The sequence below is a fragment of the Kitasatospora cineracea genome, assembly GCF_003751605.1.
Lineage (GTDB): Bacteria > Actinomycetota > Actinomycetes > Streptomycetales > Streptomycetaceae > Kitasatospora > Kitasatospora cineracea.
Genome location: NZ_RJVJ01000002.1, coordinates 1,224,814 through 1,238,173, shown reverse-complemented (window position 1 = coordinate 1,238,173; position 13,360 = coordinate 1,224,814). Strand labels below are relative to the sequence as shown.

8 protein-coding genes are annotated in these 13,360 nt (G+C 75.3%); 4 read left to right on the top strand and 4 right to left on the bottom strand.

Annotation, left to right across the window (positions count from 1 at the left end):
* The first annotated feature begins 1 nt into the window (after position 1).
* From EDD39_RS31735 to fusA, 4 genes are all read left to right on the top strand, one after another.
* Positions 2-907: a carbohydrate ABC transporter permease gene (locus EDD39_RS31735; RefSeq protein ID WP_123562648.1), complete on the top strand. Its 906-nt coding sequence runs from the start codon at positions 2-4 to the stop codon at positions 905-907.
* Between the two features lie 76 nt (positions 908-983).
* Positions 984-2,411 (top strand): GH1 family beta-glucosidase, encoded by a 1,428-nt coding sequence (locus tag EDD39_RS31730; RefSeq protein WP_123563457.1) that lies wholly within the window; start codon positions 984-986, stop codon positions 2,409-2,411.
* Between the two features lie 98 nt (positions 2,412-2,509).
* Complete coding sequence (locus tag EDD39_RS31725; protein ID WP_123562646.1) at positions 2,510-3,841, top strand: tetratricopeptide repeat protein; 1,332 nt, start codon at positions 2,510-2,512, stop codon at positions 3,839-3,841.
* A 449-nt stretch (positions 3,842-4,290) separates the two neighbouring features.
* Complete coding sequence (gene fusA, locus EDD39_RS31720; protein WP_123562644.1) at positions 4,291-6,384, top strand: elongation factor G; 2,094 nt, start codon at positions 4,291-4,293, stop codon at positions 6,382-6,384.
* Positions 6,385-6,453: 69 nt separating this feature from the next.
* On the opposite strand, the gene EDD39_RS31715 is transcribed toward fusA, so the two are convergent.
* The 4 genes from EDD39_RS31715 to EDD39_RS31700 form a co-directional block, all read right to left on the bottom strand.
* Positions 6,454-7,155, bottom strand: coding sequence for a helix-turn-helix domain-containing protein (locus tag EDD39_RS31715; protein WP_123562642.1), 702 nt, complete (start codon positions 7,153-7,155; stop codon positions 6,454-6,456).
* Between the two features lie 243 nt (positions 7,156-7,398).
* On the bottom strand, positions 7,399-9,489 hold the full coding sequence (locus EDD39_RS31710; protein ID WP_123562640.1) for a phosphocholine-specific phospholipase C: 2,091 nt from the start codon (positions 9,487-9,489) through the stop codon (positions 7,399-7,401).
* Between the two features lie 325 nt (positions 9,490-9,814).
* Positions 9,815-10,093: a hypothetical protein gene (locus EDD39_RS31705; RefSeq protein ID WP_030463125.1), complete on the bottom strand. Its 279-nt coding sequence runs from the start codon at positions 10,091-10,093 to the stop codon at positions 9,815-9,817.
* Positions 10,094-10,307: 214 nt separating this feature from the next.
* Positions 10,308-13,190, bottom strand: coding sequence for an ATP-binding protein (locus EDD39_RS31700; RefSeq protein ID WP_123562638.1), 2,883 nt, complete (start codon positions 13,188-13,190; stop codon positions 10,308-10,310).
* Between the last annotated feature and the right edge of the window lie 170 nt (positions 13,191-13,360).

The window sequence follows — 13,360 nt, the reverse complement described above, 5'->3', positions numbered from 1 at the left end:
GATGACCCACGTGACCACCCAGGCGCCGGCCGAATCCGTTGCCGCGCCGCGCAGTTCCGCGCCACGCAGTTCCGCGCGCAGGGCGCGCTCGCCGCTGCACGGCGGGCCGCTCGCCTACGCGGTGCTGATCGGCGCCACCCTGCTCGCGGTCTTCCCGTTCTACTGGACGCTGGTCGCCGCCAGCCGCTCCAACTCCGAACTCAGCGCCGCCACACCCGCGTTGACACCCGGACCGAACCTGTTCCACAACATCGGCGAGGCCCTGCAGCAGGCCGAGATCGGCAAGGCGCTGCTCAACTCGCTGATCGTCTCCAGCGTGGTCACCGCCGGCGTGGTGCTCTCCTCCACGCTCGCCGGGTTCGCCTTCGCCAAGCTGCGCTTCCGCGGCCGCGGCGCGCTGCTCGCGCTCACCGTCGGCACCATGATGATCCCGCCGCAGCTCGGCGTCATTCCGCTGTTCATGGTGATCGTCAAGCTCGACCTGCAGAACAAGCTGCCCTCGGTGATCCTGCCCTCGCTGGTCTCCGCGTTCGGTGTCTTCTTCATGCGCCAGTACCTGGTGCAGGCCCTGCCGGACGAACTGGTCGAGGCCGGCCGGATGGACGGCGCCTCGCTGCTGCGGATCTTCCGCTCCATCGTGCTGCCCGTCGCCCGCCCCGGCATGGCCGTGCTCGGCATGCTCACCTTCATGGCCACCTGGAACGACTTCTTCTGGCCGATCGTCGCACTCAGCTCCCAGAACCCCACCGTGCAGGTCGCGCTGAAGTCGCTCGGCCAGGGCTACGTCCCCGACCAGTCCGTGGTGATGGCCGGCACCCTGATCGGCACCCTGCCCGTCCTGGTGGTGTTCGCGCTGCTCGGGCGGCAGATCGTCGGCGGCATCATGCAGGGCGCCGTCAAGGGCTGACGCCTTCTGCCCCGTTGGGATGACCTACCCTCAACTCCTTTGGATGGAACGCGACATGACCATCGACACTCTCCCCATGACCACTGCCACCGCTGCCGCCGCCCCCGCCCGCTTCCCGGCCGGATTCGTCTGGGGCGCGGCCACCGCCGCCTACCAGATCGAGGGCGCCGCCGCCCAGGACGGCCGCACCCCGTCCATCTGGGACACCTTCGCCCGCCGCCCCGGCGCCGTCCGCAACGGCGACACCGGCGACATCGCCGCCGACCACTACCACCGCTACCGCGAGGACGTCGCCCTGATGTCCGAACTCGGCCTGGGCGCCTACCGGTTCTCGCTCGCTTGGCCGCGCGTCCAGCCCGGCGGCCGCGGCCCCGCCAACGAGGCCGGACTCGACTTCTACGACCGCCTGGTCGACGAACTCCTCGGCGCCGGCATCACCCCCGTCGCCACCCTCTACCACTGGGACCTGCCCCAGGAACTGGAGGACGGAGGCGGCTGGACCGACCGCGACACCGCGTACCGCTTCGCCGAGTACGCGCACCTCGCCGCCCGCCGGCTCGGCGACCGCATCCCCACCTGGACCACCCTCAACGAGCCCTGGTGCAGCGCCTTCCTCGGCTACGGCAACGGCGTCCACGCCCCCGGCCGCACCGACCACGCCGCCGCCCTCACCGCCCACCACCACCTGCTGCTCGCCCACGGCCTCGGCACCGCCGCGCTGCGCGCCGAACTCCCCGACACCGCCCAGGTCTCGCTCACCCTCAACCTGGCCGCCGTCCGCCCGCTCTCCACCGACCCCGCCGACCTCGACGCCGCCCGCCGGATCGACGGCCTCGGCAACCGGATCTTCCTCGACCCGGTGTTCCGCGGCAGCTACCCCGAGGACGTCCTCGCCGACACCGCGCACGTCACCGACTGGGCCTTCGTCCGGGACGGCGACCTCGCCGAAATCTCCCGCCCCATCGACTCGTTGGGCATCAACTACTACACGCCCACCGTCGTCGCGGCCGAGCAGGAGCCGAAGGCCGACGCGGACGCCCCGCGCGGCGACGGCCACCAGGGCGGCAGCCCCTGGCCCGCCGACCAGGGCATCCGCTTCCTGCCCGCCCCCGGCACCCGCACCGCCATGGGCTGGCCGGTCGACGCCGACGGCCTGTACGAACTCCTCACCCGGCTGCGCGACGACCTCCCCGGCGTCCCGCTGCTGGTCACCGAGAACGGCGCCGCCTACGAGGACTACACCGACCCCAGCGGCGCCGTCCACGACCCCGAGCGGATCGACTACCTGCACACCCACCTCGCCGCCGTCCACCGCGCCATCGTCGACGGCGCCCCCGTCCGCGGCTACTTCCTGTGGTCGCTGCTCGACAACTACGAATGGGCGTACGGCTACAGCAAGCGCTTCGGCATCGTCCACGTCGACTTCGCCAGCCAGCGCCGCACGCCCAAGGACAGCGCGCACTGGTACGCCCGGGTGATCCGGGACGGGGCGCTGCCGCAGTAGCCGTCGTGGAGCCGTCCGGTCGCCGGGGTACTGCCGGCGGGGCCCCGGCGACCGGACGCTACGATCTGCCCCCGGACCGAGCACAGACGGGGGCGGAGATGGGATTCCTGGCCGGACGCAGGGCCCGGCAGGCCGAGAGCAAGGCGGCCGTCGCGGCCGGCGAGGCGCGGCACCGGGCCGGGCAGGAGATCGAGCGGCTCGTCGCCGAGAGCCGGGCCCGGCGCCGCGCCCGCTCCTGGGACGCCGCCGCCACCACCCTGGCCGGAGCCGTCCGGCTCGGCACCGAACGACTCGGCCCGGACGACCCGCGCACCCTGCTCGCCGGGTTCGAGCACGGCCGCACCCTGATGCTGCTGCGCCGCTGGACGGAGGCCGAACAGGCGCTCCGGGCGGTCGTGGACGCCGCCGCCCCGCACCCCGACCAGCGCCGCCAGGACCTCCGGTTCGACGCGCTGGGCGTCTGCGGCACCGTCCTGCTGCGTGCCGGGCGGAACGCCGAAGCGGTTGCGGTCCTGGAAGAACACCGGGAACTGGCAAGGCGGTCGGGTTGCGACCTCGGAGGGAGCTGCGTCGCCGAGGACCTGGCGGACGCCTACTACGCCGCCGGCCGCGAGGCGGAGGCCGTCCGGCTCTACGCCGACACCGCCGCGCACCGGGAGGCGGAAGCGGGGACGCGGGCGGAGACGGGTGCGGGGCGGTCCGACACCGGCGTCCTGCGGCTGCGCAGCAAGATGGCCCGGGCCCTGCTCCACCTCGGGCACCACGCCCAGGCCGAACGGGCGGCGCGCGCCGTGCTCAAGGCCGCCGCCGACAACCCGGCGGCAGTCGGCCGGTGGACCGCCGGGGCCGTCCTCGCCCGCACGCTCGTGCAACAGGGTCGGGCCGCCGAGGGCGAGGCCGTCGCCCGGGAGGCGGCCGCCGAATGGCGACGGGCCCAGGGGCCGGAGAGCAAGCCCCTCCCCAAGCTCGCGCACGCCCTCGCGGAGGCCCTGACCGCGCAGCAGCGCTACCAGGAGGCGCTGGAAGTGGCCCTCGAACAGCTCGCCGCCGGGGCGGACGGGGCGGGCTCGGCAGCCGGCGCGGCGGGCGCGGCGGCGGGCGTTGCGGGGGCCGTGGGCGGGGTGGCCGGTGGCGCCACGCTGTTGCACTACGACCTGGCTGCCGCCCACCTCGGACTCGGCCGTCCCGAGGAGGCCCTGAGGGCCGTCGAGCCGTTCCTCGCCCACTACCGGGCCGGACTCGCCGCGCCCGACCACACCGCGCTCGTCCTCGACACCCTGCACGGCCGCATCCTGGCCGCGCTCGGCCGCACCGGCGAGGCCCGGGACGTCCTCGCCGCCAACGCCGCCGCCTGGCGCGAGCGGTACGGTCCGGAACACGTCCGCACCCTGGCCGCCGGGCGGGCGCTCGCCGCGCTGCCGGGGGAGTGAATCGCCGGGCGTCCAATCCCCTTCCCCCGCGCGCTGGTTGAAGGAACCGCAAAATGTGGTGACGGCCGGCGGGTGGCGCTCCTAGACTCTGCTCGCTGGACGACGCCCGGGCCCGGAGAGGCCGTCGGGCGCACCGTGACGTGAGTGGAGAGGGAGGGACCGGTCGTGCGTACTGCCACCGTCGTCGTTCCCCCGTCGCGGTTCGAGGTGATCCTGGTGTCCCGGGCGGGCCGGTGCCCGCTGCGCGGCCGGTGCCGGTAGGAACCGCGAACTCCCCGTCCTTTCCTGCTCGTTGACCCCCGTTCTGCCTGCCTGTTCTGCCTGCCCGTTCGATGCGGCGGGTGCTGCGCGGGCGTGTACGGGTGCGTGCGGGCCGGCGGGTGTGCCTCGTGGTGCCGTGAATCGCGCTGCCGATTCCAGGAACGAACCCCGAAGGGCCACGGGCCGCCATGCGTACCGACCTCGTCACCACCACCGCTGTCGCCGCCGTTTCCGCCTCCACCTCCGCCGCTGTCGCCGCGGTCCGCAACCTGGGCATCCTCGCCCACGTCGACGCCGGGAAGACCACCGTCACCGAGCGGATCCTGTTCCTGACCGGAGCGGTCCACAAGCGCGGCGAGGTCCACGACGGCACCACCGTCACCGACTTCGACCCGCAGGAGCGCGACCGCGGCATCACCATCTTCGCCGCGGCCGTCAGCTGCGAGTGGGGCGGCCACCGGCTCAACCTGATCGACACGCCCGGCCACGTCGACTTCGCGGACGAGGTGGAGCGCTCGCTGCGGGTGCTGGACGGCGCGGTGGCGGTGTTCGACGCCGTCTCGGGCGTCGAGCCGCAGAGCGAGTCGGTGTGGCGGCAGGCGGACCGGCACGGCGTGCCGCGGATCGCGTTCGTCAACAAGATGGACCGGCCCGGCGCCGACCTGGACGCCGCGGTCGCCTCGATCCGGGAGAAGCTGCACCCGGCGCCGCTGGCCGTGCAGCTGCCGATCGGCCGGGAGGGCGGCTTCACCGGCGTGGTCGACCTGGTCGGGATGCGCGCGCTGACCTGGCCGGACGGTGCCGAGCCCGGCGCCGACTGCCAAGTCGGCGACGTACCCGAGGAGTTGGCGGCCGAGGCGGCCCGGCGGCGGCAGGCCCTGGCGGAGGCGGTGGCCGAACTGCACCCCGCCGCGCTCGAGGAGTACTGCGCCACCGGCAGCCTCACCGCCGCCGCCCTCACCGGTGCGCTGCGCCAACTCACCGGCAGCGGGCAGGCGGTGGTGGTGCTGTGCGGCTCGGCGTACCGCAACCGCGGCGTCGAACCGCTGCTCGACGCGGTGGCCGCGTACCTGCCGTCGCCGCTGGACGTCCCGCCGGTGCGCGGGGAGTTCGACGGCGCGCCGCAGGAACGCACCGCCGATCCCGAACAGCCGTTCTCCGCCCTGGTGTTCAAGGTCGCCGCGACCGCCACCGGGCGGCTCGGCAGCCTGCGCGTCTACTCCGGCACGCTGCGGAAGGGGGACACCGTGCTCGACGCCCGCACCGGCCGCACCGAGCGGATCGGCCGGATCCTGCGGGTGCAGGCCGACCGGCACACCGAGACCGGCACCGCGGTGGCCGGCGACATCGTCGCCGTGGTCGGCGCGAAGGGCGCCAAGGTCGGCACCACGCTGTGCGACCCGCGCGCCCCGCTGGTGCTCGAACCGGCCGTCGCCGCCGACCCGGTGGTGACCGTCGCGGTCGAGGCCCGCCGCTCGGTGGACACCGACCGGCTGGCCGCCGCCCTGGCCCGGATCAACGAGGAGGACCCGTCGCTGGTGGTCGGCAGCGACCCGGAGAGCGGGCAGCGCACGCTGTCCGGGATGGGCGAACTGCACCTGGAGGTCGCGGTGGAGAAACTGCGCCGCGCCGGGCTGGAGGTCACCGTCGGACGGCCGGAGGTCGCCTACCGGGAGACCGTCTCCGCGGCGGTCACCGGCCTGGTCCTGCGGCACGTCAAGCAGGACGGCGGCTCCGGGCAGTTCGCGCACGTCGTGGTCGACGTCGCCCCGCTCGGCGAACCCGGCACGGACGGCTTCGAGTTCCGCTCCACCGTCACCGGCGGGCGGGTCCCGCAGGAGTTCGTGCAGGCCGTCGAGGCGGGCTGCCGGGACGCCCTCGCGGACGGCCCGCTCGGCCACCCGGTCACCGGGGTCCGGGTCACCCTCACCGACGGGGCGACCCACGTCAAGGACTCCTCCGACCTGGCGTTCCGCACCGCCGGACGGCTCGCCCTGCGCGAGGCGCTGCGGCGCGGCGGCCCGCTGCTGCTGGAGCCCGTCGTGGAACTCACCGCGACGGTGCCGCCGGACGGTGTCGGCGGCGTCCTCGGCGACCTGTCCGCCCGCCGCGGCCGGGTGCACGGCTCCGAGCCGCGCGGCGGCAGCGCGGTGCTGACGGCGACCGTCCCGCTGGCCGAACTCTTCGGCTACGCGGGCACGTTGCGCGGCCGCACCCAGGGCCGGGGGACGTTCACCACCCGGCCCGCCGGGTACGCGCCGGCACCGCGGATGCAGCAGTAGCAGCAGCCGGGCCCCGTCCCGCCTTTCCCGGCAGGACGGGGCCCGGTGCCGTCGCCCCTCGGGCCGCCGTCAGCGCAGCCAGCCGCGTTCGGCGGCGCGGGCCCCGGCCTGGAAGCGGCTGCGGGCGCCGAGCACCTCCAGGGCCTCGGCGGTCAGCCGCCGGACGGTCCGTTCGGAGATGCCCAGCTTCCGGGCGGCGACCACGTCGGTGTCGCCCTGCTGGAGGATCCGCAGCAGCGCGTAGTGCTGCGCCGCCATGCCGTTGCGGTCGCGTCCCCGGGGGTGGCGCAGCGGTGCGGCGCCGTGCCACAGCCCCTCGAACAGCGCGCACAGCGCGGCGACCGGACCGCGGCCGTGCAGCACGGTGGCGGTGTCGGTCCGCGCCGGGTCGAGCGGCAGGACGGCGGTCTCCCGGTCCAGCACGACCATCCGCAGCGGCAGCGCGGGGACGGTGCGGACCTGCCCGCCGAGTTCGGTCAGCCGGCGCGCGTACTCCAGAGCGGCCGGGCGGCGGCGCGCCGTGTCGACGAGCAGCACCCGCAACTCGACGCCGCGGAGCAGGAGTTCCTCGACCGGCAGGCCGTCGGGGTCGCCCGGTTCGGCCGGTGCAGCCGGTTCGGCCGGGCCCGGCTCCCCGTCCTCCGGGGCGAGCACCAGCACCTGGGAGGCCGCGCCCGCGCCGAGCCCGGCCAGCCGCGCCCGGACGGCGTCCGCGCCCAGCAACTCCTCCACCCGGGCCCGGCGCCCGGTCGCCTCGAGCGCGGCGGTCACCTCACCACCCACCCGGAGCCCGGCGTCCGACCCCGGCCCGGCCCACCCTGCACATCGCGTTCCTCCGCTCCCCCCGCCCGTCCGCTCCGCGCCGACCGGCCCGTTGCCAGGGTAGGTCTAGACCACTGGGGCGCCCGGTGTCAAAGGTCGCGGGCCGCGACCGGTCCCGTCGCCGGACGGGCCGCCCCAGGGTTCGGACACCCTCCGATCCGGACCCCGGGGCCGGCCGGCGCCGGTGGGCGGTCAGGAGGTGAGCAGGCCCGGGTCGGAGAGGGAGGGGGCGCCGGTCTCGACGTGGCCGGCGAGGCGGCGGACGAAGTCGGCGCTCCGGTCGGAGGTGACGGTGAGGTCGTACCAGTGGCGGCAGGCGGAGAGGTCGACGGTGAGGGTGACGGTGGTGCCGCGGCGGACGGTGACGGCCTGCGGGGCGCCGGCGTAGGCGTTGGCCACGGTGAGGACGGCGTCGGCGCCGGCCGGGTTGGTGAAGGTCAGGGCGAGGTTGCCGGTGGCGGCGTCGTGGCGGGCGGTGACCTCGGGGCCGGCGGTCTTGCCGGGGTTGCGGAAGCGGCGCAGGAAGCCGTTCGGGCCGAACACCGTGAGGTCGGTGACGCCCTTGGAGTAGGTGGTGTTCCAGGCGTCGGAGACGGACTTGCCGGCCTCGGCGGTGTACGTCCAGGGCCCGTCGGTGCGGTTCGCCGAGGTGACCAGGAACTGGGCGCCCGCGGCCGGCCCGCCGCTGAACGCGAGGGCGTACTTGCCGGTCGAGACGTCGGCCGAACCGTCCACGTACGGCGCGTACTTGAGCGGACGGGTGGGCTTGGCGCCGGGCTCCTGCCGCGGTACGGCGCCGGTGGCGGGCGGGGTCGGGACGTAGTCGGGGTGCCGGTTGTGGTCGGCGGGCAGGTACGCGGCGGTGGACGGCAGCGCGGCCGGGGCGGGGTTGCTCGCGGTGAAGTCGAAGGCGGAGGTGAGGTCGCCGCAGATGGCGCGCCGCCAGGGCGAGATGTGCGGTTCGGCGACGCCGAAGCGCTGCTCGATGAAGCGGATGATCGAGGTGTGGTCGAAGGTCTCCGAGCAGGTGTAGCCGCCGGTGCTCCACGGCGAGACCACCAGCATCGGCACCCGCTGCCCCAGGCCGTACGGTCCGGCCGCGTAACTCGCGCTGCCCGCGAAGTAATCGGCGCCGGTGGCGACCGTGGACAGGCCCTGGTTGGCGGAGGCGGGCGGGAACGGCGGCACCACGTGGTCGAAGAAGCCGTCGTTCTCGTCGTAGGTGACGAACAGCGCGGTGCGGGCCCACACGTCCGGGTTCGCGGTCAGCGCGTCCAGCACCTGCGAGATGTACCAGGCGCCGTAGTTGGCGGGCCAGTTGGGGTGCTCGGTGTACGCCTCGGGGGCGACGATCCAGGACACCTGCGGCAGCGTGCCGGCCGCGACGTCCCGGCGCAGCTGGTCGAACAGGCCGTCGCCGGCCTTGGCGTTCGTCCCGGTGCGGGCCTTCTCGTACAGTGCCGAACCCGGCTGTGCGTTGCGGTAGTTGTTGAAGTAGAGCAGCGAGTTGTCGCCGTAGTTGCCGCGGTGGGCGTCGCTGATCCAGCCCCAGGAGCCGGCCGCGTTCAGGCCGTCGCCCACGTCCTGGTAGATCCGCCAGGACACGCCGGCCGCCTCCAGCCGCTCCGGGTAGGTCGTCCAGGAGTAGCCCGCCTCCTGGTTGCCCAGCACCGGCCCGCCGCCGGTCGCGTCGTTGCCGGTGTGGCCCGTCCACAGGTAGTAGCGGTTCGGGTCGGTGGAGCCGAGGAACGAGCAGTGGTACGCGTCGCACAGCGTGAACGCGTCGGCCAGCGCGTAGTGGAACGGGATGTCCTGCCGGGTCAGGTACGCCATCGTGGTGGCCGTCTTCGCGGGCACCCACTGGTCGTACTTGCCGTTGTTGAACGCCTGGTGGCCGCCCGCCCAGTCGTGGTTGAGGTCCTGGACGAACTGCATCCCGAGGTCGTTCACCTGCGGCCGGAACGGCAGGATCTCCTTCTTCGCGCTGTTCGCCTGGTACCAGACCGGCTTCCCGCTCGGCAGCGTCACCGGCCGCGGGTCACCGAAGCCGCGCACGCCCTTCAACGAGCCGAAGTAGTGGTCGAACGACCGGTTCTCCTGCATCAGCACCACGATGTGCTGCACGTCCTGGATGGTGCCCGTGCCGCCCTGCGGGGCGATCGAGGCGGCCCGCGCGATGCTGGGCGCCAGCGCGGAGAACGCCAGGCCCGCACCGGCCAGTTGGAGGAAGCGACGCCGGTTCGGTTCGTTCGGCTTGTTCGGCTCGTTCGGTTCGGCAGCCATGGGGCACGACCTCTACGGGGTGAGGGGCGGACGGAGGGCGCCCCCCAGGACACCGCCCGCGGGGTACCACCCGTCGTCCTGCCCGTGGCCGACCGGCGTACGCCGGACGAACGCCTCGAGTTGTCCGGACAAGTCGGCGCGGTTCGGTCGCAAGTTGTGCAGACAAGGCCAATCTGGATGCGGGATAAGGGCGTTGACGGCACGGGACCTGCGGCGGAGGACCTGGTGCACCGGACACCGCCGTCCGCGCCTCCGCCGACCGGTGGTCGGCGGTCCCCCGTGCGCGGACGGCGGCGGTCCCGGGGACTGCCCGGCGCGGGGCCGACTAGCAGCGGTACTCGACCGTCCAGGAACCCTGGTACGCGTTCTGGCGGTTGTAGTAGTCGACGCGGTAGACGCCGTCCCGGAAGCCGTTGCCGGTGACGTACGTGTAGTTCAGGTGCTGGACGTACGTCCCGTAGTAGTCCGAGTTGGAGGCCACCGCCGGGCAGCCCTGGCCGCCCAGGTTGGCGGGGCCGTCGGCCGCTGCGGCCGTGCCGGTGAAGCCGAGGAGCAGCGCCGCGCCGACCGCAGTCGCTGCGGCGGCCTTGTGGATCGTGCGCATCGTTGCTGGTGCCTTTCGGTTGACGGACGGATTGCCGGAGCTTCCGGGGCCCGTTGGGGAGGCCCCTGCGCTCCGTGTTCATCCTCTGCCGCCCGGCCGGCCCGCTCCATGGCGTCCACCCTGCGCTCGCTTGGCGTTACGGCCCGGTCGGGGGCTGCGGCTGTGCCTGCGTCTGCTGCTGCGTGCCCGCTTGGCGTGACGGCCCGGCCGGGGGCTACGGCTGCGCCGCTGCCTGCGGGTGAGCCGCCGTCAGCAGCGCCAGCCGGGTCCGGGCGTCGGCGGCCTCGGCGGCGCCGGCCGCTTCGAGGAGCGTGAGGCCCCGGCGGACGGCGTCCAGCGCGGCGGGCCGCTCCGCCGGGGGCAGGCAGTGCCCGATGCCGAGCAGGGCGCGGGCCTCGTCGAGCGGGCTGTCGCTGCGGCGGGCGAGTTCGAGCGCGCGGTGGTGCCGGTCGAGGGCCGCGGGCAGGTCGCCGAGGTCGGCGGCGAGCAGGCCGAGGCTGTTGAGCACCTCGGCCTGGGCCTGCAGGTCCCCGTCGGCCTCGAAGGTCTCCAGTGCCCCGTGCAGCAGGCCGGTGGCGGAGGTCCGGTCGTCGGCCGCGCGCAGCGCCAGCGCCAAGCCGTGCAGCGCGTTGGCCTCGCCGTGCGGGTTGCCCGTGGTTCGGAAGACCGCGGCGGCCTCCCGCTGGAGCTCGACCGCGGCGGCGGTCCGCCCGGTCGCCAGGTGCAGTTCGCCCAGCGCACTGAGGGTGCTGGCCTCGCCCTGCCGGATGCCGAGCTCCCGGCAGCGGGCGAGCGCCAGGTCGAGCAGGTCCCGGGCCTGCGGGTGGGCGCCCTGGAGCAGCCGGATCCGGCCCAGCAGCCACGCCGCGTTGGCCTCGCTTTGCCGGTCGCCGAGCTCCCGGGCGATCGCCAGCGCCCGCTCCAGCAGGTCGCCGCTGTCGGCGGCCCGCCCGCGGCAGTACCGGAGGTGGGCCAGGTCGCTCAGCGCGAGCGCCTCTCCGGCCCGGTCGCCGAGCGAGCGGTAGGCGTCCAGCGCGGCGGCCAGCAGTTCCTCCGCGATGTCGGTCTCGCCGAGCATCCGGCGGGCCCGGCCGAGGTCCCAGAGCGTGTGCGCCTCGCCCTGCGGGTCGCCGAGCTCCCGGTAGCCGGCCAGCGCCCGGCCGTACAGCTCGACCGCGCGGGCCAGGTCGCCGCTCTGGTAGGCGAGTCGGCCGCGCTCCCAGGCCGAGTGGGTCCGGCCGTGTGCGTCACCCAGTTCGCGGTACAACTGCTCGGCGCGGTCCAACAGTTCGGCGGACTCCTCGAACCGGCCGGCCAGCCGGTGGGCGCGACCGGCGCGCCACAGCGCCTCCGCCCGGTCGAGCGACCGGCCCTGGGCGGCGGCCGCCTCGGCGGCGGCCAGGTGCAGCGCGGCCTCCTCGGACCGCGGACCGTCCAGCTCCAGGATCGGGGCGAGCGCCGCGGTGATGACGCTGCGGCGCAGCGGGTCGCCGCTGCGGGCCATGGCGGCCAGCAGGTTGTTCCGTTCGGCGCGCAGCCAGTCCCGGGCCCGCTCGGGGGAGTCCACGTCGGGGGCGGGCCGGGGCGCCGGGCCGGTCGGCGCAGGCCGGTGGCCGCGGTAACGGGCCAGCCGGTGGCCGGCCCGCTCGGCGGTGTCCTGGTAGTGGTCCAGCAGCCGGCGGCCGGCGATCTCCCGGCGGGCCGGCGGCTCCTCCTCGGCCAGCGCCCGCGACCAGGACCGGACCAGGTCGTGCATCCGGTAGCGGTCCGGGGTCGGCTGGGCGAGCAGGTGGTGGCCGAGCAGCGACTCCAGCAGCCGTTCCGCACCGCGGCGGTCGGCGCCGAGCAGGTGCGCCGCCGCGCAGACCTCCAGGTCCTCCCCGGGCAGCACGCCCAGCAGGCGCAGCAGCCGCTGCTCCTCCGGCGGCAGGTCCCGGTACGAGGCGCGGAACAGGGCGGCCAGGTCGCGGTCCTCGTCGCGCAGCCGGCCGAGCCGGTGCCGCTCCTCGCGCAGTTCCTCCACCAGGGCGGCGGCGGTCAGCCGGGGCCGGTGCCGCAGGCGTGCCCCGAGGATTCGCAGGGCCAGCGGCAACCGGCCGCCCAGCCGGGCCAGTTCGGCGAAGTCGCCGAGCTCGCCGACCGCGGGGGCGGCGGGACCGGCGGGACCGGCAGGGGCGGTGGTGGGCGTGGGGCCGGCTCCGGCGGCTCGGCGCAGCAGGTCCAGCGCGTCGCCCTCGGGGAGCACGTCCAGGGTCAGCAGGTGGGCGTCGTCCAGCCCGACCAGCGGGCTGCGGCTGGTGACCAGCACCAGGCAGCCGGTGCTGCCGGGGAGCAGCGGCCGGACCTGGGCGGCGCTGGACGCGTTGTCCAGCAGGACCAGGGTCCGGGTGCCGGACAGCCGGGCCCGGTAGAGCGCGGCCCGGTCGGTCAGCCCGCTCGGGATCCGGTCGGCCGGCACGTCGAGCGAGCGCAGCAGGGTCTCCAGCGCGTCCTCGGCGCTGAGCGGCTCCAGCCCGGTGGTGTGGCTGCGCAGGTCCAGGAACAGCTGGCCGTCCGGGAAGCGCTCACCCACCCGGTGAGCGGTGCGGACCGCCAGCGCGGTCTTGCCCACCCCGCCCATGCCGGTGATCACGCACAGCACCACCATGCCGGCCTCGGTGCCCTCCGGAGCCAGCCGGGCCACCCCGGCGAGGAACTCGCCCTCCACCGTCCGTCCGGTGAACAGGCGGCTGTCGGAGGGGAGTTGGCGCGGACCTCGGACCGCGGGCACGGGCGCGGGCAGGGGCGGGAGCGCGGACGCCGGCGCGGGTGCGGGTGCGGGTGCGGACGCGGGTGCCGGGGCGGACGGGGGAGCGGGGGGCGCGGGGCGGTCGGTGGCGGGGCGGGTGGCCGCGGCGAGCAGCTGCTCGCGGCGGCCGGCCGGCAGGGCGAGCCCGTCCGCCAGCCGGGCCACCGAGGACAGCCGGGGCCGACGGCGGCCGGCCTCCAGCATGCTGATCGAGTGGACGGAGACGCCGGAGCGGTCGGACAGCTCCTCCTGGGTCCACCCGGCGGCCAGCCGAAGGTCCCGCAGCAACTCGCCGAACTCCACTGCCATTCCCCTGTTCCCCGAACGGTCGCGCCGCACGGACCGGCCGGCCGGAACGGCGTCCGATCGTAACGGGGCCACCCCGATCCGCAGCCCTCCCCCGAACCACCGCAGGTGACAGCCCGACCGCGGTCCGTCCTGCCCTGACGCCGTCGCCCGTCCTGCCCGGGCGCGGTTGC

Bases quoted from the DNA above. Each gene is read 5' to 3' on its own strand.
- EDD39_RS31730 (WP_123563457.1), top strand. From the start codon at position 984: ATGACCACTGCCACCGCTGCCGCCGCCCCCGCCCGCTTCCCGGCCGGA.
- EDD39_RS31705 (WP_030463125.1), bottom strand. From the start codon at position 10,093: ATGCGCACGATCCACAAGGCCGCCGCAGCGACTGCGGTCGGCGCGGCG.
- EDD39_RS31700 (WP_123562638.1), bottom strand. From the start codon at position 13,190: ATGGCAGTGGAGTTCGGCGAGTTGCTGCGGGACCTTCGGCTGGCCGCC.
- EDD39_RS31735 (WP_123562648.1), top strand. From the start codon at position 2: ATGACCCACGTGACCACCCAGGCGCCGGCCGAATCCGTTGCCGCGCCG.
- EDD39_RS31725 (WP_123562646.1), top strand. From the start codon at position 2,510: ATGGGATTCCTGGCCGGACGCAGGGCCCGGCAGGCCGAGAGCAAGGCG.
- fusA (WP_123562644.1), top strand. From the start codon at position 4,291: ATGCGTACCGACCTCGTCACCACCACCGCTGTCGCCGCCGTTTCCGCC.
- EDD39_RS31710 (WP_123562640.1), bottom strand. From the start codon at position 9,489: ATGGCTGCCGAACCGAACGAGCCGAACAAGCCGAACGAACCGAACCGG.